This window comes from Vibrio sp. SCSIO 43009, assembly GCF_023716525.1.
In the GTDB taxonomy this organism is placed as follows: Bacteria; Pseudomonadota; Gammaproteobacteria; order Enterobacterales; family Vibrionaceae; genus Vibrio; species Vibrio alginolyticus.
The window spans coordinates 1921146-1944030 of sequence record NZ_CP071842.1 but is presented as its reverse complement, the minus strand read 5'-3'; the positions used below and the strand labels follow the sequence as shown (position 1 = coordinate 1944030).

The following is a 22885-nucleotide window of genomic DNA, read 5'->3' as shown; positions in this document are numbered from 1 at the left end:
GGATGCATTATGGTTTGTGCTGTTTTTCCGCCATCGCGTTGGCGATATCCCAACACAAACGGGCAGCTAATCGTGCAGTTTGACTATCGACGTCATAATTTGGGTTGTATTCGGCGATATCAGCCAGCATTAGCTTATTTTTGTAATGAAGAATTCGCTCTAAAAAGGGTGCAATAGTGTCGTAACTCACTCCCCGAGCTGCTGGTGCGCTGACTCCAGGTGCGGTTGCGGCAGGAAATACATCTAGATCAATGGTCAAATAGAGGTAGTCACAGTCGTCAATAAAATGCTGAAGCTGAGTTAAGTGATAACTGTGGTTTAAGTAGCAGAGCTGATTGTCCTCTACATACCAAACATTTAACGCATCTGCTTTTTCAAATAGCGCTTTAGTGTTGCTACTACGGCTTACACCAATACAAGCGTAATGAAAGTCCCAATCGTTACGTTGACAAAAATGATGAATTTGGTTGAAGGGTGTACCAGAGCTTGGTCTTATGTCGGCGAGGTTACTCTCAAATGCGCGCAAATCGAAATGCGCATCGAAATTGATAATGCCGATTTTAGGTTTCTTCTCTGGATAGTGCTCTTTAAAATACCCCGCTAAGCCGGAAAAGGAGGCCCACGCAATCTCATGCCCACCACCCAGCACGATGACTGGCGTATGGGGCAGTGCGCTTGAAATGGTTGCTGCACATAGAGCTTGGCTCTCTTCCAGTAAGTCGTCTTCACACACCACAGTACCTAAGTCATATAGTGGGGCGTCTTGGTGCCATGCTAAATTAGCGAGTGCTCGTCGGATTAAGTCTGGCGCTTTTTTCGCGCCAATGCGTCCTTTGTTTCTCGCAACGCCAGCGTCGGTAGCAAAACCGAGTAATGAGACGCCATGCGCAACGGCACTCAACTCATCTGCTTTTTGGCGTTGAACAACGTGATGAATTCGCTGACCAAGCTTGCCGTCCTCGGCATCATGACGGCCTTGCCAATGAAATAGGGGAGAGTGTAGGTCGAATTGAGACATATTATTGGCCTCCGTGTGAAATGTATTCACCATTTACTATACGACCTACCAGACGTTTTGCTCCGACTTGATAGCTTAAATCCGCAGGGCTTTCGATATCCCATATAGAGAAGTCCGCATCAAACCCTACTTTGATTTCGCCACGTGAGTTTTGATAACCCAGAGCTTTGGCTGCATGTTGCGTTACACCACGCAGTGCTTCTTGCGGTGTAAGGCGAAATAGCGTGCACGCCATATTCAGCATGAGTGTGAGATCAGAAAATGGTGATGTACCTGGGTTGACGTCCGTAGCAATTGCCATCGGCACGTTATGCTCTCTCAACAACTCAATCGGTGGTAACTGAGTTTCTCTTAGAAAATAAAAAGCGCCAGGCAATAGAGTGGCGACGGTGTTTGATCGAGCAAGTGCTTTAACACCTTGCTCATCTAAAAACTCGATGTGATCCGCTGACAGACCGTTGTATTGCGCAGTGAGGGCTGTACCACCGAGATTAGAAAGTTGCTCAGTATGCCCTTTAACCTTTAAGCCGTGGCGTTTTGCAGCTACAAACACTTTTTCTGTTTGTTCAAGATTGAAACCAATCGATTCACAAAAAATATCGACACTCGTAGCTAATTCTTCCTTTGCGACAACAGGGATTATGTCCTGACAAATGTGCTCAATATAATCATCTGCACGACCTTGAAACTCTGGCGGAATAGCGTGAGCGGCGAGAAGTGTAGTCGTGATTTTAACTTTGCGCTCTTGCTCTAGCATTTTGGCGGCACGGAGCATTTTTATTTCATCATTCAGTGTCAATCCATAGCCAGATTTCACCTCGACAGAAGTGACGCCACTCGCGAGTAACCCATCTAAACGTGGTAACGCTAACTCAACTAGTTGTGCTTCGGTTGCAGAGCGTGTCGCATGTACCGTTGAGAGAATCCCGCCGCCTTGTTTGGAAATTTCTTGATATGGCACGCCGTTTAAGCGCATTTCAAATTCGTTGGCACGATTGCCCGCGTAAATAAGATGAGTGTGGCAGTCGATCAAACCTGGCAGAACTAACTGGCCTTGAAGATCGATACTCTGAGGGTAATGTTGGGCAGACAACAGAGACTCGGTTTGCGGTGCGTCTTCACCAATGGCACAGGTACTGATCGCAACGATTTTTCCAGATTGAATACCAATGCGCGCTGGAGGCGTTGGAAGGTATCCGCATTCTCCCGATTGCATGGTAACTAGACGTGCGTTTTCAATCAGCAAATCCATGTTTGTGTCCCTGTGTTTATTTGTATCATTAAATGTATATACAAATAAATAGAGCAAAATAAGAACACTGACAAGATTGATGTTGCTAAAATGTGATCAAAACGTAGATCTAGAGGATAAATCTTGTCCTTAAATGAGCACTTTTGAGCTCAGCTTATATTTGTTACCAGGGTGATAAAGTAGGGCGGTACTGACTAACTTATCTTGGCTCCACGTTCTGCGATTCAAGAGAAGGCAAGGTTCATTGGCTTGCATTTTTAAGTCTTGCTTAATACGGCTTTCAGGCACAATTGCCTCTACAGTATGTTCTATCGCGCTGAGTGGGCAATTATCTGACAGGTATTGATTTGGAGTGATTTGTGTGAAGTCTTGATTTAAATAACTCGGCGCATATTGGCTATTCACCCAGCGGAGCTCCAATTGAATCGGCGTTTGGTCTTCATAGTGAATAATTTCACTGTAAAACACTGTCGTGCCTAACATAACGCCGAGTTTTGTCGCAATGTTGTCATCTGCTTTTATAGCAATCTGTTTGAGCACTTTACTGCCATACTTTCGCCCTCTATCGCTGACTTCTTCGGCAATGTTTCGAATGTCTAGCAGGGGAGATTCTGACTTTTCACCAGGATCACACACGAACGTGCCTAAGCGTGGGCGACGTTGTAATCGGCCCTCATTTACTAAATCCCGAATTGCTTTGTTCACTGTCATTCTACTGACACCAAATTGCTCGGTAAGCTCAATCTCGGTGGCGATGCGATGACCAACTACCCACTCTCCGGCATCAATTTTATCCAGGATAAATTGTTTAATTTGAATGTAGAGTGGTGCAGACATAATCATTTTCCTTTATTTGACTATACAAATACTGCTTAATTTAGGTACAAATTGCAAACATTTCTCGACGAATGTACCGCTTAGTGACCGAGCAATCCTATTGCAGAGCTGAATGACTCTTGCTGCTGAGCATTATTTGGATTGATGATTGAATTCAAACATTTTCTTGTGGTCTATTGCTTGCACAGCAGAAAACAATTGTGTAAACAAACGATTATTAGAAGAAAAATCGCTAAAAAAGGAAAAGTATGTTTAAAAAATTGAAAGCATCACTGGGGATCGGCTCTGCAAAAGTAGATACCACTTTGGACGAAATGAGCGTGTTTCAAGGAGCGACGCTGAAAGGGCATGTTCATATCAAAGGCGGAGACGTCGAACAACAAATTGATGCTATTACGATTAAATTGAACACGGAAATGAAAGTCGAAGTGGATGATAGCGTAAGTTACCAAACGTTCACTATTGATCAATTGAAAGCAGTTGACCCTTTTGTGATTCAACCTAATGAAGAAAAGCAGGTTCCGTTTGAGCTAAAATTGCATGATGAAACGCCAATTACTGCGGTTAGCGCACTTAAGAATCAATGTCATGTTTGGGTTGAGACGACGTTAGATATTGATTTTGCAATTGATCCGCGTGATCGTGACTATATTGAAGTGAAACCACTACCAGTAGCATCTCGGGTTATTCAAGCGATCGAGCAAGCTGGCTTCACTATGGTTAAAGCCGATGTTGAAAAAGGCTTTTTGCGCGGTGGCTCGTTTGCCTCTCGCTCTGGTATTTATCAAGAGCTAGAGTTCCGTAACAGCGGCTTTATCTCATCAAAAGAAATTGAGCTCTCTTTTATTCTGGAAGGGCAGGTCATGCATTGTTTGGCAGAGATTGACCGTTCGCTCAGCTTGGCTGGTGACCAATATCGCTCGTTTACGTTGCCGATCAATGCAACTGATGCTCAAGTCGCAGCCGCAGTTGCACCAACGCTAAATCTATAGCTCTCATCACCTTGATGAAAATATGTACCGATATCCTATTGTGAAAGCGATATCGGTACTGTTATCCATGTTTCTTGCGTTCTCTACGGCTAAAAACTCAAGCGCTGAATTTTCCATTAGATATCGATAGCCCAATACCAGTTCATTAGAGGCATCAGCAAACTCTGTGGGCCCTTCTGTTGAGCCTTGATACCAATGATATTCCAACATCAGGTGATGGTTATCTTCTAAGGCATAACGGTACCCACCCGCAATGGCAATCGTATTATGTCGATAGGGCAGATCGAGCAAGGCACGGTCATCCGAGCGAAAAGTCATGCCAATCATCGAATAAAATGCATGAGCATCACTTAAGTAGCTGTAGTTTAATTGGAAGCCTTGCTCGAAACTGCTACCTTGAAAAGTGCCGTGAGCCACATCGTTAAAATACAAACTGCCGCCAATCGATAGGCCGTGATGTTCATTTTGGAACACTTGATACTGTAAGTAAGTAGATAGGTTATTGGCCAGTGTTTGTCCTTCGAAATTATCTTCAAGCACATCATATTGCGGCATTGAAATGTAAAAACGATCTCTGTCTACTTTATCCCGCCCATTTTGTCCGATACCGAAAAGTTTATGGAAGCTTTTCGTCAGTCCATCTAAATGGTTGTCAGCGGCAAAGACCCATCGATAGTTGAGCTCCCACTGCCAACGGTTGCTGACTTGCCATTTGCTGCCTAATTCGATTTGATTGTGGTAATAATCCAGTGCGTATTCATCAGTATGAGCCCAAACACTTGCCACGGTTCCTGAACCATAGGCTTCGACAAAACCATAGGGCAGACTATGTCCTGAACGCAGTATGCTGGTGTGACTAACCACTTGCATTGGGGATTGTGCGTAAGAACGCAGCGGGCCATATAAGTCATTTGATGCGAAGGCTTGCAAAGAACATATCGAGGTGCTTAGAAGCACCATAAAGCGCGATTTGAAATAGACCATGATGAATACCTACATACAAACTACTCTATAAAACAACTATATACCTAAATCGCACGTTGAGCTCTCGCCCAGCGTGTTAGGCTTTGTATCGGTTCACACGTAATAGGGGATATTGTAATTTGTTGTGTAAGTTCATTGAGGGGCAATTCCATTCATCAGCTATGCGGTCTCTTAAAAAAGCATGATCAGATTGTCGTGACGGGTCTGCGGTTAAGTTCTTATGACAAAACAAAATCGCGCTTTGCATTCTAAATGTGAGCTAGGTACAATCCCATTTTCGATAACGGTCCGGTATTCGTGTTACCGAGAGGCCTTTATTGACTCTCAACTATTTTCAACAAATAGCTTCTAATTTGAATAACATGTGTTGCTTGGTGTGCAACACCACTGTAAAGGACATAGCATGCCTATTATTACTCTTCCTGACGGCAGTCAGCGTCAATTTGACAACCCAGTTTCTACTATGGAAGTTGCGCAATCGATCGGTCCTGGTCTTGCAAAAGCAACTATCGCTGGTCGTGTAAACGGTAACCGCGTTGATGCGTGTGATCTAATTGAAGAAGACGCAAGCCTTGAAATCATCACAGTTAAAGATGAAGTAGACGGTCTAGAAATCGTTCGTCACTCTTGTGCTCACCTTCTTGGTCACGCTCTTAAGCAGCTTTACCCTCAAGCTAAAATGGCGATCGGTCCAACCATCGACAATGGCTTCTACTACGATATCGACTTAGACGAATCTCTAACGCAAGAAGATCTTGAAAAGATTGAAAAGCGTATGAAAGAGCTAGCGAAAACCAAGTACGAAGTGGTTAAGAAAAAAGTAAGCTGGCAGGAAGCGCGTGATACGTTTGAATCACGTGGCGAACCATACAAAGTGGAAATCCTAGACGAAAACGTATCTCGTGATGATCGTCCAGGCCTTTACCACCATGAAGAATACATCGACATGTGTCGTGGTCCTCACGTTCCTAACATGAGCTTCTGTCAACACTTCACTTTGCTGAATGTTGCAGGTGCTTACTGGCGTGGTAACAGCGACAACAAAATGCTTCAACGTATCTACGGTACGGCTTTCCACGACAAGAAAGCACTGAAAGCGCACCTAACTCGCCTAGAAGAAGCGGCGAAGCGTGATCACCGTAAGATTGGTAAGCAACTCGACCTATTCCACATGCAGCAAGAAGCACCGGGTATGGTGTTCTGGCATCACAATGGTTGGTCTATCTTCCGTGATCTAGAAGTATTCATCCGCGCTAAGCTAGATGAGTACGGTTACCAAGAAGTGAAAGGTCCACTTATGATGGACCGTGTTCTTTGGGAACGCTCTGGGCACTGGGACAAATACGCTGATGCAATGTTCACAACTTCTTCTGAGAACCGTGAATACGCGATTAAGCCAATGAACTGTCCAGGTCACGTACAGATCTTCAACCAAGGTCTAAAATCGTACCGCGACTTACCGCTACGTATGGCTGAGTTTGGCTCATGTCACCGTAACGAACCATCTGGTGCACTACACGGTATTATGCGTGTACGTGGCTTTACTCAGGATGACGCTCACATTTTCTGTACTGAGAGCCAAATTCAAGAAGAAGTAACAAACTGTATCAAGATGGTGTACGATACGTACCAAACATTTGGTTTCGACAACATCGTAGTGAAACTGTCTACTCGTCCAGAGAAACGTGTAGGTTCAGATGAAATCTGGGATCAATCTGAAGAAGCATTGAAGCAGTCTCTTGAATCGATGGATATTCCATACGAAATTCAAGAAGGCGAGGGTGCGTTCTACGGTCCTAAGATTGAATTCACACTATACGATTGTCTAGACCGTGCGTGGCAGTGTGGTACTGTCCAGCTAGACTTCAACCTACCAGGTCGCTTAGGTGCAACTTATGTAGGTGAAAACAATGAACGTCTTGTACCGGTAATGATTCACCGTGCGATTCTAGGTTCACTAGAGCGCTTCATCGGTATCCTTATCGAAGAATATGCTGGTTTCTTCCCAACTTGGTTGGCGCCAGAACAAGCAGTTCTTATGAACATTACTGATAAACAGTCAGGTTATGTTCAAGAAATAGTACAAAAACTACAAAAAAGTGGAATTAGAGCTAAAGCGGACTTGAGAAATGAGAAGATTGGCTTTAAAATCCGCGAACATACTTTGAAGCGTGTACCGTATATGCTTGTTGTTGGTGACCAAGAAATGGAAGCTGGCGAAATTGCAGTGCGTACTCGTAAAGGTAAAGATCTTGGTAAATTTAAAGTGGATGATTTTATTGCATACATCCAAGACGAGATCTCTAGCCGTAAGCTCAATCTGGAGGAATAAGCTATTAAAGGCGGAAGACGTGGCCAACAGCCGGTAAAACAAAACCCGCACCGTATCAACGGTGAAATTCGTGGTATTCGTGAAGTTCGACTAACAGGCGCTGACGGTGAATCAGTTGGTGTTGTATCGATTCAAGAAGCCATTGCAGCTGCTGAAGAAGCTGGTATGGATCTCGTTGAGATCAGTCCTAACGCCGAGCCACCTGTTTGTCGTGTGATGGACTATGGTAAGTTCCTCTTCGAGAAGAGCAAAACTGCTAAAGAGCAGAAGAAGAAGCAAAAGCAGGTCCAGATCAAGGAAGTAAAATTCCGTCCTGGAACTGATATTGGAGACTATCAGGTAAAACTACGCAACCTGACGCGTTTCCTTGAAGAAGGCAACAAAGTGAAAGTAACAATTCGCTTCCGTGGCCGAGAGATGGCACACCAAGACATCGGTGTTGACGTTCTAAATCGTCTTAAGGAAGATACTGCAGAAATTGCTGTAGTTGAATCTTTCCCTAAGAAGATTGAAGGTCGCCAGATGATCATGGTGCTAGCCCCTAAAAAGAAGTAATTAACGGCTCATCAAGTAATTAAAACCTAGCCGCTTTCCTTTCGATAAAGGCATAACGGCTAGGTTTTGTTCGCCCTAATTACGTTGTTTATTAAACCTACTCAATGCGGAGTTATTCATCATGCCTAAGATGAAAACCAACAAAGGTGCTGCTAAGCGTTTTAAGAAAACTGCTGGTGGTATTAAGTACAAGCACGCTACAAAACGTCACATCCTGACTAAGCGTACTACTAAGAACAAGCGTCAACTACGTCCGAATGCAATCCTTCCAAAATGTGAAGTGGCTGCAGTAATCCGTATGTTGCCATACGCTTAATTCTTTTTAGTTATCAATCGTTTAGTTTAGGAGAAGCATAATGCCTCGCGTAAAACGTGGTGTACAAGCTCGTGCACGTCATAAGAAAGTTCTAAAACAAGCTAAAGGTTACTACGGTGCGCGTTCACGCGTTTACCGCGTAGCTTTCCAAGCAGTTACTAAAGCTGGTCAATACGCTTACCGTGACCGTCGCGCTAAGAAACGTCAATTCCGTCAACTATGGATTGCACGTATCAATGCGGCATCTCGTCAAAATGGTCTATCTTACAGCCGTTTCATCAACGGTCTTAAGAAAGCATCTATCGAGATCGACCGTAAGATCCTTGCGGACATCGCAGTATTCGACAAAGCTGCATTTGCAGTTCTAGTTGAAAAAGCGAAAGCTGCTCTTTAATTAGCAGTTTAGGATTAAGAGAAGGAGAGCATTAGCTCTCCTTTTTTATTGCTAAAATTTATACCCAAATGACTTTTAGCTTGGCTATTTAGAGTATTGTTTATCAGTCTTCTCAATTTATTGGTTAGCATCTTATGTTAGTTATAAGGTAGCTTGGGTATAAATTTTTACGTTTATAAGGGATTAAAAATGATCTACACAACGACCGAAAGCATTCCTGGCCAGCAGATCTCTGAAATCAGAGGGGTTGTAACTGGTAATGTTGTTCAATCAAAGCATATTGGCCGTGACCTCATGGCGGGTATCAAGAGCATTGTTGGCGGCGAAATTCGTGGTTACACGGAAATGATGACCGACGCGCGTGATATTGCTATACAGCGCATGGTGGCGGACGCTGAATCTAAAGGTGCCGATGCAATTGTAGGGATTCGATTTACCACAAGCTCAATCGTAGATGGTTCTTCGGAAATTTTGGCATTTGGTACTGCAGTGAAACTAGCGGACTAGTCTACTTGAATAGCATTGCAAAAATGCTAATAGAGAGCGGTGAATTATTATGCATTTACCGTTCTGTTCCTTTTAGGTTAATTATTCTAGATTTTTGCAGAGCGAATAGATTTATATTCTCAACTTTACGTTACTATTAAAATTAATCACGATAATTTAGAGTGATTGCTTTACTTTTATTTTGCATATTATTTTATATCTATAATGAAATTGAATTCATATTGAATTTTTCATTTGTTGTGTGAATTCTACTTTCAGTATATTAATTCATGTTTTTCTTATAAAAATATGAACTTATACCTTGCCAAGCGGTTCTAAATTGTTACAAATACTATACAGCTGTAACATTGCCAAAAGGAATTGTAGATGAGAGATCTGACTCCCGAATACTTGCTAGCCGCATTACGCCAAGCGATTAAAACAAAAGGGCTAACATATCGAGAGCTATCTGAGAAAATGGGTATGCCACTATCTACCTTTAAGAGACATCTTACAAGCACGAATCTCGCTTTAGATAAGTTGCTGGAATATTGTAGAGCGGTTGATTGCACGTTAGATGAACTACAAAAGCTCGCAAATCAATTGCAAGGTGAAGACGAGGATTACTTTAGTCGTACGCAGGATGAGGTATTCTTTCAATTCCCTCACCTTTACGACTTTTATCGTGAATTGAGAATGCTTCGAGGTAAAGACGGTTATTCTATTTTAAAGAAAAAGTATGACTTGTCTGAGCAGAGCATGTCTGATTACTTAAAAGCATTAGAGTTGTTGGATCTCGTTTACGTTGATGAAGATAAAAATATAACGCTGCACGGGCCTTTATATTATAGCTATGCAGAGAACTCCAAGCTCAACGACAAATATACAGAAATCATAAAAGAGCAGACGACTACCCACGATAAGTGTGTTCGCGTTGCTTTGGCGCGTATGAAAATTACCGAAGAACAGCTTTTGTTACTGGAAGATCAAGTCGCAAAGACCGTCATCGATTTTCATTCCAAAAATGTTGTAGCAGAGAACTTTAATGTCTCTGATTTTACTAATATTGTTCTACTTGCTGGGCCACATCAGCCAGTCACATTCTCTGACGGCATTATTGAGACAGAGGGGCGATTTATTGATGATATTCGTTATGCCATCGCATCTGCAGGTGATAAGCCAAGCCTATCTATATAGATTTTGAGCCTTTTTTGAAGAGAGTTTCTGAAAGGGCGTTGCAAAAGAAAAAGCCTAAGACAGCAAATACTTTGTAAGTAGGGCATTCAGCGGTGTTTGCTCTTAATTCAGACTTAAAGTGTTTTGGGCTTATTTCGAATAATACCTGTTCAGCATCTACTTTCGTTATTTTTAACATGCTGATTTCCTTCGTTGTTCCTCCCAAAGCCTCTCTCGCTTCCTCTACAAAGAAACCATTCTCGTTGAACCAAGCATTCTGTAGCTACTTGGGTATGCATAATTGGTGGCTATTTATCTTCTAATTATAAATTCATACTTGAAATGTTTGTTTTTTGATCTATTATGACGAAGTGTCATTTGTGACGGTTCGTCAACTTTAGTTACGTTCCTGTATTAAAGAATCGTGTTACAATTATTGGGAGTGTGTTGGTATACGGATCAAAGGATTATGTTTAACTTTCGCTGTAAAAAATATAGCAAGCAAGACGGATGTCGTGTGTCTTCAGGGCTAACAAAAAAGCAACAGGCGATTGCTGATCGTGAGATAGAGCTTATTCAATTGGCTAAGTCTCTAGTTCAAGAGCAAGGCTTTGCCAACTTAACGATGGACAAGCTTACAGCGTCAAGCCCTTATTCTAAAGGGACGATCTACAATCATTTTTGCAGCAAAGAAGATGTGATTCTTGCGCTTTGTATTCATTCGCTGAAAAGCGAAGCAATATTTTTCGAACGTACCGCCAAATTTAATGGCAATACCAGAGAAAAAATCATTGCGATGCATGTAGGTTATCGTATTTACGCTCGTATGGAGCCAGTACTATCAACTTGTGCGATTGTTGCAAAGACGCCTTGGGTTCTAGAGAAGGCTTCGCCTAAACGTGTGAATGAACTGAATAACTTGGAAGAACAAGTAATAGATGGTGCTGATGCGCTGGTGAACAATGCGGTAGAATGTGGTGATCTTAAGTTTTCTCCCGCAATTGGTTCTGATGCTATTGTATTCGCCAACTGGTCTATTGCATTCGGTTCAAACGCTTTGGCGCAAAATGCATCGAACAGTCGATGTATTCAGCGAATTCAAGACCCATTCTCAGTACTGCACAACGCGAATATGTTACTTGATGGTTTAGGTTGGTCGCCTTTATCTACAGAATGGGACTACCGTAAAACCTGGCGTCGAGTGGAGCAGGAGTTATTTAGTGAAGAGCTTGCTTATTTAGAGTCAGTGAATCGCTAATAAACTGGAAAGGCCAATCTGACGTTATGGTTGGCTTTTTTATCGCACTATTGTGACGAATCGTCATTGAATCTCGAAGGTTGGCGTTCAGCCAATGATCACGAGAAGCATAGGAAGTTACTAAAAACTAACTTATGTAGCCAAATTCATTCGATCTAAAGTTTGCATGTCGAGTTTGTCTGGTTATTTACAGCATTTGCTGTTTTTTTTTAGTTTTTAAATTTGACGAAACGTCACAAAAGGAGAGTGTGATGCCACATCACAACGTTCAACAATACGCCCGTTCAGGGTGGGGTAAGCTACCAACGAATTACAGTGTATCGGTGATGCTTGCTACCGTTTTATTGATTGTCATAGCAACTATTGGAGGAAAAAATCTTTACTTTAGAGGAGATTACGACATATTCTTTGATGGAACAAATGAGCAGTTACTTGCGTTTGATGAAATTCAAACCACCTTTGCAAAATCTGACAGTCTTGCTTTGGTTATAGCGCCAAAGAGCGGCACTGTTTTTACTCCTAGCACATTATCTCTTATTCAGCAGATCACTGACGAGGCGTGGCAAGTTCCATACTCGACCCGCGTTGATTCCCTCGCCAACTACCAGCATACCGAAGCGTTTGAAGATGATCTTCTTGTCGAAGATTTACTGTATAGCGAATATGAATTGACACCTCAACGAATAGAGAAAGTCAAAAGTATTGCGTTGAGTGAGCCGGTTTTGAAAAGTTCACTGATTTCTGAAAAAGGAGATGTCACGGTCGTAAACATTACGGTCCAACTCCCTGAAATAGATAAAACTGCTGAAGTACAAGAGGTGGTTGCTTACATAAACGGAATGATTGAGCGTTATCAGCAAGTGTACCCAGACACGGAATTCCACAAGGCTGGTATTATTGCAATGAACTACGCGTTTATGACCGCAGCCCAAGATGATAGCGCAACATTAGTGCCAACTATGTTACTAGTGATATTGGTGTTTCTGACCATCATGTTGCGCTCATTGCTTAGCGTCATCGCGACGCTCATCGTTATTATCGGCTCGGTTATGGTTACAATGGGCTTGTCAGGATGGGCTGGTATGTTCTTAAGCACGGCGACCGTTAATGTGCCTACCTTGGTGATGACGCTTGCCGTCGCAGACTGTGTACACATCATCGCGACAATGCGTCAGTCTATGCAAAACGGCTTTAGTAAAGCCCACTCTATTGAGCGAAGTATTGCGCTCAATTTCATGCCTATCTTGATTACCTCCATTACCACCGCGATCGGCTTTTTAATGATGAATATGTCGGATTCTCCAATCCTGAGAGATTTCGGCAACCTATCAGCCCTTGGCGTCATGGTTGCTTGTTTCCTTTCCATCACGTTACTTCCCGCCTTGCTTAATATCCTTCCGGTTACGGTGAAGTCGGATACTTCTGATGAAAGAAAGCACTTTATGGATCATTTAGGAGATTTCGTGGTGTCAAAGCGACATGCTTTATTGCCGTTGTCGGTGCTTGTTATTGTCGCGAGTGCGAGCTTGATTCCACTGAACAAAGTCAATGATGAATCCGTCGAGTACTTTGGCCATAGCAATGAATTTCGCCGAGCGGCTGATTTTATGGAAGAGCGAATCAGTGGCATGGCGAACATCAGTATCGCGATAAAAACCAACGAATCGCAGGGTATTGCGGATCCTAATTTTCTCAATACCGTGGGTAAATTTACTGACTGGCTAAGGTTGCAGCCAGAAACGGACCATGTTGCGACCTTGAGCGATGTTTATAAGCGCCTAAACAAGAACATGCATGGAGATGATCAGGCTTATTACTCGCTCCCTCAAGACAGAGAATTAGCGGCTCAATATCTGCTGCTTTACGAAATGTCACTACCGTATGGTTTAGATTTGAACAACCAAATCAATGTAGATAAGTCGTCGATCAAGATGGTTCTCACCGTGGAGAACTTGGGCAGCGTCGAGCTTGTTGATTTGGAAAATCGCATTTACCAATGGTTTAACGAAAACGCGCCTCAATATGATGTTGTTGCTTCTAGTCCTTCATTGATGTTTGCGCATATTGGTGAAACGAATATGGCCAGCATGCTGTCAACCTTGCCCATTACTCTTGTCTTAATCTCTGCATTACTGATCTTTGCCTTGCGTTCGTTCAAGCTTGGCTTAATTAGTCTTGTCCCGAATATTGCTCCTGCGCTTATTGGTTTTGGTATTTGGGCGCTGGTTTCTGGCGAGATTAACTTGGGATTGTCTGTCGTTGTGACATTAACGCTTGGTGTTGTTGTCGATGACGCCGTTCACTTTCTTTCTAAATATCAACACGCTCGTAAAGATGGCCACAGTGCGGAGCAAGCGGTTCGCTACGCCTTTCGTACCGTGGGGCGCGCACTTTGGATTACGACTGTCGTGCTTGTTGCTGGTTTCTCTGTTCTGGCGATGTCGAGCTTCCGTTTAAATGCCGATATGGGACAGCTGAGTGCCATTGTCATCTTTATTGCTCTTGTTGTGGATTTCATCTTCCTACCGACTCTACTGATGTTGTTTGACAAAGGCGTTTACGACGAGGTGGAGCGCCGAAATAAGCTTAAATCAACTGACTCTCAAACCAAGACTGTTACTCAGTCATAACGAATTAAAGGATTGAACATGAATTTAGTAAAAAATGCCTTAAAAGTATCAGTACTTTCTGTCTCGCTTATTATGAGTCATGCGGTGTTGGCGGATGAAGCAAAAGGACTAGAAATTGCCCAAGAGCGCAAAGCCCGTGATGAAGGGTGGGGGGATTCTGTTGCTACGATGCAAATGATTCTGCGAAACGCGCAAGGAGAAAGCAGCACACGTTTAATGCGCTTACAATCACTCGAAGTTGATGGCGATGGTGACAAAGGGCTCACGATATTTGATGAACCGAGAGATGTAAAAGGCACGGCGTTTCTCAATCATTCTCATACGGTGGGTGCCGATGACCAATGGCTTTACCTTCCTGCACTGAAACGTGTGAAACGTATTTCCTCGCGTAATAAATCAGGTCCTTTTATGGGCAGTGAATTCGCGTATGAGGATCTCAGTTCCTTTGAGATTGAAAAATACCGTTTCAACTACCTAAAAGATGACAGCATAAACGGGCAAGATGTTTTCGTCGTAGAACAAATTCCGACCGATAAGAACTCAGGTTATACCAAGCAAACGGTGTGGTTAGATAAAGCGCATTATCGTCCACTTAAAGTTGAGTTTTACGACCGCAAAGGCTCTTTGTTAAAAACGCTTTCTTTTTCCGATTACAAGCAATATCTCAACCAATATTGGCGCGCGCACACTATGGCGATGACAAACCATCAAACAGGAAAAAGTACAGAGCTAACGACTAGCGAAATGCGTTTTAACACTGGATTACAAGACAATGACTTTCATAAGAATGTGTTGAAGCGAGTGAGGTAGTGGAGGAAAAATGAAGCGATTAAATGTTGGGTTGTTGCTTAGTGCAGCAGCCTTTTTTTACTCAATGCCTCTGACTGCCGTCGAGCTCGCAGGACAAGTCAATATTGAGCATCGTCAGTTTTTTAAAACGGGCTCTCAGGGTCAGAGCAAAGCGCAAACGTCATTGGTTTTGCAGCCAGAATTTTACTGGGAGATGCAAAATGGTGATGCAAACTTTACTTTCACACCTTTCTATCGTCTGGATGGTCTAGACGATGAGCGAAGTCATGGCGACATACGAGAGGCACTTTATCTGACTTATTGGGATGATTATGAGCTTCGAGTTGGGATTAGTAAGGTCTTTTGGGGAGTGACTGAATCAGCCCATTTAGTTGATGTAGTAAACCAAACAGATGCCATTGAAGCCGTCGATGGTGAAGATAAACTCGGTCAGCCGATGTTACATTTTACCTCTTTCAAAGACTGGGGCACCGTCCACGCAATGTTGTTACCTTACTTTAGGGAACGAACGTTTGCGGGTACAGATGGCCGCTTGCGAACCGAACCCGTTGTCTCTGATGATGCTATCTATGAATCAAGCAGAGAAGAGAAGCACGTAGATGTGGCTTTTCGATATTCGAAAATGCTTGGCGATTGGGACGTAGGCCTAAGCTATTTATATGGAACAAACCGGGATCCTTACTTTCGTTTAGAGTACGGAGAATTAAAGCCTTACTACGCTCTGATGAGTCATGTCGGTCTGGATGTGCAAGGAATTGTTGGCGATTGGTTATGGAAACTAGAAAGTGTTTATCGAGATAGCGCTGATAATCATGTCGGTCTTGTGACGGGTTTTGAGTATACCTTCGTCGGTGCATTTGACACGGTTTGGGATGTGGGGGTCATTGGTGAGTACCTCTATGACAGTCGTGGGAACAACGCACAAACTATCGGTCAAAATGATGTGTTTGCAGGTATTCGTTGGGCGCTCAATGATGAGGACGGAACGGAAGTATTGACGGGAATCACGAAGGATTTAGATAACGCTAATGTTTACAATGCTAAGTTAGAAGCATCGAGCCGAATATCGAATCACGTTAAGTGGCAAATTGATGCTTGGTTGTTTAAAAATGAAACACCAAATGATTTGCTCTACTTCGCTAGAGATGACGATTTTATCGAGCTATCTATTCAATACTATTTCTAAAACAAAAGGGCACAACTAAACGGCAGATTAACTAAAGATGACATTTTTGACGTTTTTGTGCTCTTTTTATTCAATAACCTCTTCTTTTCGTAATTCAATTTGGCATTGGTGCCCGGTTTGGCTACTATGTACAGCTATCAAAAAACCAATCACTCCCTTATGGACACTACCTACAGGTAGATGAGGAAACGATGCAACATCTAGAAGAGATCATTGCTAGCGCGAGCACTGCAATTGAAGCTGCCGAATCGCTAGTCGCACTTGATGAAGTGCGTGTTCAGTATCTGGGTAAAAAAGGTGAGCTAACTGCTCAACTTCAAAGCCTAGGCAAACTACCACCAGAAGAACGCCGTGAAGCTGGTCAAGAGATCAACAAAGCGAAAGGCGTAGTTCAGCAAGCTATCGCAGCTCGTAAAGATGCACTACAACGTGCTGAGCTTGAAGCGAAACTAGCAGCAGAAACAATCGACGTAACACTACCAGGTCGTCGTATTGAAAACGGTGGTTTACACCCAGTAACTCGTACTGTAGAGCGTATTGAGAAGTTCTTTGGCGAACTTGGTTTTAACACCGAGGCAGGCCCAGAGATCGAAGATGCATTCCACAACTTTGATGCACTAAACATCGCAGCTGATCACCCAGCTCGTACTGACCACGATACTTTCTTCTTCAACCCAGACTTGATGCTTCGTACTCATACGTCAGGCGTACAGATCCGTACGATGGAAAATGGTAAACCACCATTCCGTTTCATCGCACCAGGCCGTGTATACCGTAACGACTACGACCAAACGCACACGCCAATGTTCCACCAAGTGGAAGGCATGCTGGTTGATGAGAACGTAAACTTTGCTCAGCTGAAAGGCATCCTGCACGATTTCCTATGTAACTTCTTCGAAGAAGAAGTAGAAGTACGTTTCCGTCCATCTTACTTCCCATTCACTGAGCCTTCAGCTGAAGTAGACGTGAAAGGCAAAAACGGTAAATGGTTAGAAGTACTAGGCTGCGGTATGGTTCACCCGAACGTGCTACGTAGCGTAGGTATCGATCCTGAAAAATACTCTGGTTTCGCATTCGGTATGGGTGTTGAGCGTCTAACAATGCTTCGTTACGGCGTGAACGACCTACGTGCGTTCTTCGAGAACGATCTTCGTTTCCTAAAACAGTTCAAGTAATCCAGAGGGTTCATCAACATGAAATTCAGCGAATCATGGCTTCGTGAGTGGGTAAGCCCTGCGGTTACTACTGACGAGCTAACTCACCAAATTACAATGGCCGGTCTAGAGGTAGACGACGTTCTTCCTGTTGCTGGTTCTTTTACTGGCGTTAAAGTCGGTCACGTTGTTGAATGTGCTCAACACCCAGATGCAGACAAACTGCGCGTAACTAAAGTTGACGTGGGTGAAGAAGAGCTTCTAGACATTGTTTGTGGCGCACCTAACTGTCGCCAAGGTCTGAAAGTAGCAGTAGCAACAGTTGGTGCTGTTCTTCCAGGCGATTTCAAAATCAAAAAAGCGAAACTACGTGGCCAGCCATCTCACGGCATGCTTTGTTCGTTCACTGAACTAGGTATCGACGTTGAGTCAGACGGCATCATGGAACTAGCAGAAGACGCAGTAATCGGTACTGATTTCCGTGAATTCCTAGGTCTAGACGACGTAACAGTAGACGTAGACCTAACAGCAAACCGCGCAGACTGTTTCAGCATTCGTGGTCTAGCTCGTGAAGTTGGCGTACTAAACCGTGCTGACGTGACAGAGCCATTAGTAGAAGCAGTTGCCCCTTCAATCGACGATAAAGTGTCTATCGAAGTGAAAGCGCCAGCTGCGTGTCCACGTTACCTAGGTCGTGTAGTTAAGAACGTAAACGTTCAAGCTGAAACGCCACTATGGATGCAAGAGAAACTGCGTCGTTGTGGTATTCGCTCGATCGACCCTGTAGTAGACATCACTAACTACGTTCTTCTAGAGCAAGGCCAACCAATGCACGCATTCGATCTAGCGAAGATCGAGGGTGGCATCGTAGTTCGTATGGCTGAGCAAGGTGAGAAGCTAACGCTTCTTGACGGCAACGAAGCAGAACTAAACGCAGATACACTTGTAGTTGCTGACCACAACAAAGCACTTGCTATCGCAGGTATCTTTGGTGGTGAAGACTCTGGTGTAACAACTGAGACTAAAGACGTTCTACTAGAGTGTGCATTCTTTGCACCTGACCACATCCGTGGCCGCGCACGTAGCTACGGTCTTCACACTGATTCTTCAATGCGTTTCGAGCGTGGTGTGGATTACGCACTACAAGTGAGCGCAATGGAGCGTGCAACTCAGCTTCTTGTTGAGATCTGTGGCGGTGAAGTAGCACCTGTTGTTGCAGTAGAGTCTGAAGCAGACCTACCTAAGCCAAACAAAGTTGCTCTACGTCGTACTAAGCTAGACAACCTGCTAGGTCACCACATCGCTGATAGCGACGTAGTAGAAATCTTAGAGCGTCTAGGTTTGACGGTTGAAGCTTCAGAAGAAGGTTGGATGGCAGTAGCGCCAACATGGCGTTTCGATATCGCTATCGAGCAAGACCTGATTGAAGAAGTTGGCCGTATCTACGGTTACGACAACATTCCTAACCAACACCCAGCAGCAGCACTTAAGATGCACAACCACGTTGAAGCGGATCTTCCACTGAAACGCGTTCGTGATCTTCTTGTTGACCGTGGTTACCACGAAGCAATTACATACAGCTTCGTTGAGCCTGAGCAACAAAAGCTAGTTGTACCTGGTGTTGAGCCTCTAGTGCTTCCAAACCCAATTTCTGCAGACATGTCAGCAATGCGTCTTGGTCTTATCCAAGGTCTGCTGAACACGGTTGTTCACAACCAGAAGCGTCAACAGCCACGTGTTCGTCTATTCGAATATGGCCTACGTTTCATCCCATGTGAATCTGCAGAAAACGGCATGCGTCAAGAGCCTATGCTTGCAGGTGTTATTGCTGGTACTCGTGGTGAAGAGCACTGGGATATCGAAACCAACACTGTTGATTTCTTCGACCTTAAGGGCGATCTAGAAGCGATTCTAGAGCTATCTGCGAACGAAAAAGCGTACTCTTTCGCTGCACTGTCACCTGAAAGCAAAAAAGCTAATCCAGCTCTTCACCCAGGTCAATCTGCGGCAATCATCGTAGACGGCAAAGAAGTAGGCGTGATCGGTACCGTTCACCCTGAGCTTGAGCGTAAGTTCGGTCTAAACGGTCGTACTATCGTATTCGAAATCGAATGGTCTGCAATCAACAGCAAAGTGATCCCAGAAGCGGTAGCACTTTCTAAATTCCCTTCAAACCGTCGTGATATCGCGGTAGTAGTGGATGAAGCTGTTGCATCTGGTGACATTGTTAACGCTTGTCTAGAGCAAGGTGGCGAGTTCCTTAAAGATGCGAAACTGTTCGACGTTTACGTAGGTAAAGGCGTTGAAGATGGTAAGAAGAGCCTAGCAATCGCTCTGACTCTACAGTCACTTGAGCGTACGCTTGAAGATGCAGATATCGCTGGTGCGGTTGACGCTATCGTTGCTCACGTTTCTGAGAAGTTTGGTGCGTCTCTGCGTGACTAATCTCGCGTAACGTATCTTCTTAAGAAATGAAAACCCTGCCAGTTTGGCAGGGTTTTTTATTTTTAGGATTACCTTATCGTTGTTCAAGTTCCTTACTGCTCGCACCATCCCTCATTACTTTAAAATACTAGACCAAACTAGGGATGGCCCTTACCCGAGATTAGGAACGTATTGTTTTTCAGCTAATACACGCTAACGATAGCTTGTTGGCGGTTAGGCAGCGAGTGAGAGGGTATAGCTAAGCAGAAGAGGTAGCGTAAGAATGCTGAAAAAGTTGCCAAATAGTACCATTGACGCCACTTTCATGGGTTCTATATTCAGCCTTTCCGCAAATAGGTAATTCATGACGGCTGGCGGCAGCATTGTGAAGAGCACCATCATTTGCAATTGCATCGTTGGAAGGGGAATTAACCAATAAATAAGTGCAAAAGCGACAGCACCAGTTGCCAGTGACTGCACGGTACACAACACACCAATCTTTAAACCGTCCAACCTTAAATGACACATTTGTGCCCCCAGAGATAAAAGCATCACGGGTACGGCCGCTTGCCCAAGTAGAGCCGTGGCTTCGTATAAAGGCGCCCATGCACCCACATTTGACACGTTGAGAAACAGAGCCAACGACGCTGCTAAAAAGATTGGCATCTTGACTATTTGCTTAAAAGGGTTGCCATGACTAAGCAGCATTATGCCTAAGCTGATATGCAAGCATGCTGACACGACAAATAAAAGCACTGCTGACGACAGCGCAATTTCTCCAAACGTATAGGTAAACAAAGGAATAGCTAGATTTCCGCTATTGCGAAACATATGTGGTGGCGCCCAGGTTTTAAACGAGAGTGACGTCCATCGACATACCGGGATCATGAGTAGTGCGGGAATTAAAACCGCGACAATTGCCGCCAAAAGAAGCGGCCCCTGATTTGAATCGAGCGGCATGCTAACGAGTGACGAAAATACCAATGCTGGCGTAAATACCTCAATATTAATGCGGTTTATTGGGCGAAAGTCAGGCTTGATGTAACGACCGACCAAATAGCCAACTCCGACAAGAGCAAAAACAGGGAAAAGAATATTTATGATTTGATTAATCATGGTCGCCTAGAAGCAGTGTAAGAAGCTAATGAGGAAATACACGAACTTCCACATTATCAATCTTTATATATGGCGTCATCGTTAAACAGCGAGAAGCGTGGGTTTAATCAAGCTTTCTAAGCACAGTTACAAAGTACAGGTGGTCATACCTTTTAATCTAATTGTTACGTATCGAGTTACATACAAATCACTGAATTTACGACAAGTTCTATGTCAAGTGTCTGTTAAATAACCAATATCTGATATTTTTATTAAATAGTGTTTAATGTTGATATTTAAACTAATTTTAGTTTTATAATCTGGATGTTTTTCCTGATAAAGATGAAACAAAAACAAAAATATCAAATTTCTGGCGTTTAACAATAATTTACGTAGTGCTATTCCTTTTGTTCGCCAAGAAAAAAGTTGGCGAAAATCATAAGCTTGTCATACACTTCCTGATGTAACCCCGATATGTTGTTGAATTGGTAGGGTAAAACTGCTCTGGCGCTACACTAACGTAGCATTGTTTAACATAGCTTTGAGGAAAGTTTTATGGCGCTCACAAAAGCCGAACTGGCAGAAAACCTGTTTGATAAATTAGGATTTAGTAAGCGGGACGCCAAGGAAACGGTGGAAGTGTTCTTTGAAGAGATTCGTAAGGCACTGGAAAGTGGCGAACAGGTAAAACTGTCAGGTTTTGGTAACTTTGATCTTCGTGACAAGAATGAACGACCTGGTCGTAACCCGAAAACTGGTGAAGATATTCCAATTACTGCTCGACGTGTAGTGACTTTTCGCCCGGGTCAGAAGTTAAAAGCTCGTGTAGAAAACCTGAAGAAAGTACAGTAAGCCGAATAAATGGATCACGCTAAGGCGTGGTCTTTTTTTGCGTAAAATTCGTGTGCATACAAATGAAAACCACCGCAATGCGGTGGTTTTTCTGTTTATGAGAGACGCTTAATGATATCGGTTACGCCGCTTCTAGATGCGTTGTTAAGTATGGTTGCCATGCTTGTTGGTACAAGTTCTTAGACTGTGTGCGCATGTTGCGAATAGAGGCAAGCTCTATTTCGCTTAGCTCACGTTTTTCCAACATCGCTTGACGTTCTAGTTTCTGGATTTTTTCGTATAGGTCGTGTTCGGGACCGCTTTTTACATCTGCGATTGCTTTCAAGTGCAGTTGAACTTCGGCTACTAGGTTTGTTTTTGGTAAACGAACGAGCAAGTTCAAGTCTCTATATCCTGAAGGGCCAGGTTTTTTGAATCGATTTTTTACTTTCACAATCGTTGTTTCACGCTCTAACGTTTCATAAATGGAGACTAAGCTCGCGACGTCTTCAGCTACAATCGTTGCACGTGCTAGGTCAGTAATACGTTCAACTTTCCCACCTAATTCTAAAGCTATCTTTTCTTCTGCTCGTTGTTTGGATTTTACACCTGCGAAGTATGGCTGAGCGTCATTAAGAAGTGCGGTACTTTTACAGATAGTTTCAAGTTCGAATTGTGCTTGGTGTGCTTTGCTGTAAAGAATGTCGAAGTCAGAATATGGCTGAGTTGGCGTGGTGTCGATTGACTGAATGCCGTATAAACCGCTAAGGCTGTGTTTAAAAAGTTTCGAACAAACTTCGTTTTGGCTGGTTGAACGATTTTGTTCGCCATTAGGCGCAGGGGTAATTGGAAGTGCGGCAAATGCCGGTGCACGGCTAAGTACCAAAAGCATCAATGCTGTAGTACGAAGAAATAAGCTCATTCACTCTCCTTAACTTGCTTGTACTTAGAAAATAGGGAACATAAAGGTCGCTAAGTTCGGCAAATCAGGTACTAACTTATAAATGGGGCCATTACGAAAGATTCCAAGGTTTCAGTTTTATCTTGAAGTAGAATCGTGCGTTAGATCACCATTTCTCTTTTCTTTATTCTGATTATCAGATAAAGGCGCGTCTCCTATGAGACCGATTACATCCTATCACCGCAGTATTAACC

The 22885-nt window shown here is 43.5% G+C and carries 21 protein-coding genes; 14 read left to right on the top strand and 7 right to left on the bottom strand.

The features are described from left to right. Positions 1–7: 7 nt before the first annotated feature. The 3 genes from hutG to hutC form a co-directional block, all read right to left on the bottom strand. On the bottom strand, positions 8–1018 hold the full coding sequence (hutG, locus tag J4N43_RS09130; protein ID WP_005377946.1) for a formimidoylglutamase: 1011 nt from the start codon (positions 1016–1018) through the stop codon (positions 8–10). A 1-nt stretch (position 1019) separates the two neighbouring features. After that, on the bottom strand, positions 1020–2270 hold the full coding sequence (gene hutI, locus J4N43_RS09125; protein WP_158159626.1) for an imidazolonepropionase: 1251 nt from the start codon (positions 2268–2270) through the stop codon (positions 1020–1022). Positions 2271–2399: 129 nt separating this feature from the next. Further along, positions 2400–3107, bottom strand: coding sequence for a histidine utilization transcriptional repressor HutC (gene hutC, locus J4N43_RS09120; RefSeq protein WP_005385493.1), 708 nt, complete (start codon positions 3105–3107; stop codon positions 2400–2402). A 248-nt stretch (positions 3108–3355) separates the two neighbouring features. Here hutC and J4N43_RS09115 point away from each other — a divergent pair, with 248 nt between their 5' ends. Continuing rightward, positions 3356–4099 carry a sporulation protein gene (locus tag J4N43_RS09115; RefSeq protein ID WP_158159627.1) on the top strand — a complete coding sequence of 248 codons (744 nt, stop codon included), beginning with the start codon at positions 3356–3358 and terminating at the stop codon, positions 4097–4099. Positions 4100–4105: 6 nt separating this feature from the next. Here the strand turns inward: J4N43_RS09115 and J4N43_RS09110 are convergent, their stop codons facing one another. Continuing rightward, the gene (locus tag J4N43_RS09110) at positions 4106–5083 is read right to left on the bottom strand and encodes a DUF3187 family protein (protein WP_158159628.1); all 978 of its coding nucleotides are present in this window, start codon (positions 5081–5083) and stop codon (positions 4106–4108) included. A gap of 403 nt (positions 5084–5486) precedes the next feature. Between J4N43_RS09110 and thrS the strand changes: the two genes are divergently transcribed. The 6 genes from thrS to J4N43_RS09080 all read left to right on the top strand — a co-directional run bounded on the left by thrS (position 5487) and on the right by J4N43_RS09080 (position 10363). After that, entirely contained in the window at positions 5487–7415 is a 1929-nt protein-coding gene (thrS, locus tag J4N43_RS09105) for a threonine--tRNA ligase (RefSeq protein WP_005395892.1), read from the top strand. A 3-nt stretch (positions 7416–7418) separates the two neighbouring features. Continuing rightward, complete coding sequence (gene infC, locus J4N43_RS09100; RefSeq protein ID WP_080276913.1) at positions 7419–7970, top strand: translation initiation factor IF-3; 552 nt, start codon at positions 7419–7421, stop codon at positions 7968–7970. A gap of 121 nt (positions 7971–8091) precedes the next feature. After that, positions 8092–8286, top strand: a complete 195-nt coding sequence (gene rpmI, locus J4N43_RS09095; RefSeq protein WP_005377932.1) for a 50S ribosomal protein L35 — start codon at positions 8092–8094, stop codon at positions 8284–8286. Positions 8287–8326: 40 nt separating this feature from the next. Next, on the top strand, positions 8327–8680 hold the full coding sequence (rplT, locus tag J4N43_RS09090; RefSeq protein ID WP_004727974.1) for a 50S ribosomal protein L20: 354 nt from the start codon (positions 8327–8329) through the stop codon (positions 8678–8680). 189 nt (positions 8681–8869) lie between these two features. After that, complete coding sequence (locus J4N43_RS09085; RefSeq protein ID WP_033905144.1) at positions 8870–9187, top strand: heavy metal-binding domain-containing protein; 318 nt, start codon at positions 8870–8872, stop codon at positions 9185–9187. Between the two features lie 366 nt (positions 9188–9553). Beyond that, positions 9554–10363, top strand: a complete 810-nt coding sequence (locus J4N43_RS09080) for a helix-turn-helix domain-containing protein (protein ID WP_005377917.1) — start codon at positions 9554–9556, stop codon at positions 10361–10363. Here J4N43_RS09080 and J4N43_RS09075 read toward each other — a convergent pair. Then, positions 10356–10541, bottom strand: a complete 186-nt coding sequence (locus J4N43_RS09075; RefSeq protein WP_005377915.1) for a hypothetical protein — start codon at positions 10539–10541, stop codon at positions 10356–10358. The two genes, J4N43_RS09080 and J4N43_RS09075, sit on opposite strands and share 8 nt — an antisense overlap. A 270-nt stretch (positions 10542–10811) precedes the next feature. Here J4N43_RS09075 and J4N43_RS09070 point away from each other — a divergent pair, with 270 nt between their 5' ends. The 6 genes from J4N43_RS09070 (at position 10812) to pheT (ending at position 19825) form a co-directional block, all read left to right on the top strand. Beyond that, on the top strand, positions 10812–11600 hold the full coding sequence (locus J4N43_RS09070) for a TetR/AcrR family transcriptional regulator (protein ID WP_005377913.1): 789 nt from the start codon (positions 10812–10814) through the stop codon (positions 11598–11600). Positions 11601–11851: 251 nt separating this feature from the next. Next, positions 11852–14230 carry an efflux RND transporter permease subunit gene (locus J4N43_RS09065; RefSeq protein WP_053350425.1) on the top strand — a complete coding sequence of 793 codons (2379 nt, stop codon included), beginning with the start codon at positions 11852–11854 and terminating at the stop codon, positions 14228–14230. A gap of 18 nt (positions 14231–14248) precedes the next feature. Next, on the top strand, positions 14249–15040 hold the full coding sequence (locus J4N43_RS09060; RefSeq protein WP_025766823.1) for an outer membrane lipoprotein-sorting protein: 792 nt from the start codon (positions 14249–14251) through the stop codon (positions 15038–15040). 10 nt (positions 15041–15050) lie between these two features. Next, positions 15051–16226 (top strand): hypothetical protein, encoded by a 1176-nt coding sequence (locus J4N43_RS09055; protein ID WP_053350424.1) that lies wholly within the window; start codon positions 15051–15053, stop codon positions 16224–16226. Positions 16227–16417: 191 nt separating this feature from the next. Next, the gene (gene pheS / locus J4N43_RS09050; RefSeq protein WP_005385470.1) at positions 16418–17401 is read left to right on the top strand and encodes a phenylalanine--tRNA ligase subunit alpha; all 984 of its coding nucleotides are present in this window, start codon (positions 16418–16420) and stop codon (positions 17399–17401) included. Positions 17402–17419: 18 nt separating this feature from the next. Next, positions 17420–19825, top strand: a complete 2406-nt coding sequence (pheT, locus tag J4N43_RS09045) for a phenylalanine--tRNA ligase subunit beta (RefSeq protein ID WP_053350423.1) — start codon at positions 17420–17422, stop codon at positions 19823–19825. A 213-nt stretch (positions 19826–20038) separates the two neighbouring features. On the opposite strand, the gene J4N43_RS09040 is transcribed toward pheT, so the two are convergent. Further along, on the bottom strand, positions 20039–20920 hold the full coding sequence (locus J4N43_RS09040; RefSeq protein ID WP_042521947.1) for an AEC family transporter: 882 nt from the start codon (positions 20918–20920) through the stop codon (positions 20039–20041). A gap of 534 nt (positions 20921–21454) precedes the next feature. Between J4N43_RS09040 and ihfA the strand changes: the two genes are divergently transcribed. Beyond that, positions 21455–21751 (top strand): integration host factor subunit alpha, encoded by a 297-nt coding sequence (ihfA, locus tag J4N43_RS09035; RefSeq protein WP_005377899.1) that lies wholly within the window; start codon positions 21455–21457, stop codon positions 21749–21751. A gap of 121 nt (positions 21752–21872) precedes the next feature. Here the strand turns inward: ihfA and J4N43_RS09030 are convergent, their stop codons facing one another. Further along, on the bottom strand, positions 21873–22652 hold the full coding sequence (locus J4N43_RS09030; protein ID WP_053350422.1) for a nucleotidyltransferase family protein: 780 nt from the start codon (positions 22650–22652) through the stop codon (positions 21873–21875). Positions 22653–22885 lie beyond the last annotated feature (233 nt).

What these genes read in the sequence shown, in the direction of transcription:
- hutG (WP_005377946.1), bottom strand. Translation starts at nt 1,018, where the DNA reads ATGTCTCAATTCGACCTACACTCTCCCCTATTTCATTGGCAAGGCCGT.
- hutI (WP_158159626.1), bottom strand. Translation starts at nt 2,270, where the DNA reads ATGGATTTGCTGATTGAAAACGCACGTCTAGTTACCATGCAATCGGGA.
- hutC (WP_005385493.1), bottom strand. Translation starts at nt 3,107, where the DNA reads ATGTCTGCACCACTCTACATTCAAATTAAACAATTTATCCTGGATAAA.
- J4N43_RS09115 (WP_158159627.1), top strand. Translation starts at nt 3,356, where the DNA reads ATGTTTAAAAAATTGAAAGCATCACTGGGGATCGGCTCTGCAAAAGTA.
- J4N43_RS09110 (WP_158159628.1), bottom strand. Translation starts at nt 5,083, where the DNA reads ATGGTCTATTTCAAATCGCGCTTTATGGTGCTTCTAAGCACCTCGATA.
- thrS (WP_005395892.1), top strand. Translation starts at nt 5,487, where the DNA reads ATGCCTATTATTACTCTTCCTGACGGCAGTCAGCGTCAATTTGACAAC.
- rpmI (WP_005377932.1), top strand. Translation starts at nt 8,092, where the DNA reads ATGCCTAAGATGAAAACCAACAAAGGTGCTGCTAAGCGTTTTAAGAAA.
- rplT (WP_004727974.1), top strand. Translation starts at nt 8,327, where the DNA reads ATGCCTCGCGTAAAACGTGGTGTACAAGCTCGTGCACGTCATAAGAAA.
- J4N43_RS09085 (WP_033905144.1), top strand. Translation starts at nt 8,870, where the DNA reads ATGATCTACACAACGACCGAAAGCATTCCTGGCCAGCAGATCTCTGAA.
- J4N43_RS09080 (WP_005377917.1), top strand. Translation starts at nt 9,554, where the DNA reads ATGAGAGATCTGACTCCCGAATACTTGCTAGCCGCATTACGCCAAGCG.
- J4N43_RS09075 (WP_005377915.1), bottom strand. Translation starts at nt 10,541, where the DNA reads ATGTTAAAAATAACGAAAGTAGATGCTGAACAGGTATTATTCGAAATA.
- J4N43_RS09070 (WP_005377913.1), top strand. Translation starts at nt 10,812, where the DNA reads ATGTTTAACTTTCGCTGTAAAAAATATAGCAAGCAAGACGGATGTCGT.
- J4N43_RS09065 (WP_053350425.1), top strand. Translation starts at nt 11,852, where the DNA reads ATGCCACATCACAACGTTCAACAATACGCCCGTTCAGGGTGGGGTAAG.
- J4N43_RS09060 (WP_025766823.1), top strand. Translation starts at nt 14,249, where the DNA reads ATGAATTTAGTAAAAAATGCCTTAAAAGTATCAGTACTTTCTGTCTCG.
- J4N43_RS09055 (WP_053350424.1), top strand. Translation starts at nt 15,051, where the DNA reads ATGAAGCGATTAAATGTTGGGTTGTTGCTTAGTGCAGCAGCCTTTTTT.
- pheS (WP_005385470.1), top strand. Translation starts at nt 16,418, where the DNA reads ATGCAACATCTAGAAGAGATCATTGCTAGCGCGAGCACTGCAATTGAA.
- pheT (WP_053350423.1), top strand. Translation starts at nt 17,420, where the DNA reads ATGAAATTCAGCGAATCATGGCTTCGTGAGTGGGTAAGCCCTGCGGTT.
- J4N43_RS09040 (WP_042521947.1), bottom strand. Translation starts at nt 20,920, where the DNA reads ATGATTAATCAAATCATAAATATTCTTTTCCCTGTTTTTGCTCTTGTC.
- ihfA (WP_005377899.1), top strand. Translation starts at nt 21,455, where the DNA reads ATGGCGCTCACAAAAGCCGAACTGGCAGAAAACCTGTTTGATAAATTA.
- J4N43_RS09030 (WP_053350422.1), bottom strand. Translation starts at nt 22,652, where the DNA reads ATGAGCTTATTTCTTCGTACTACAGCATTGATGCTTTTGGTACTTAGC.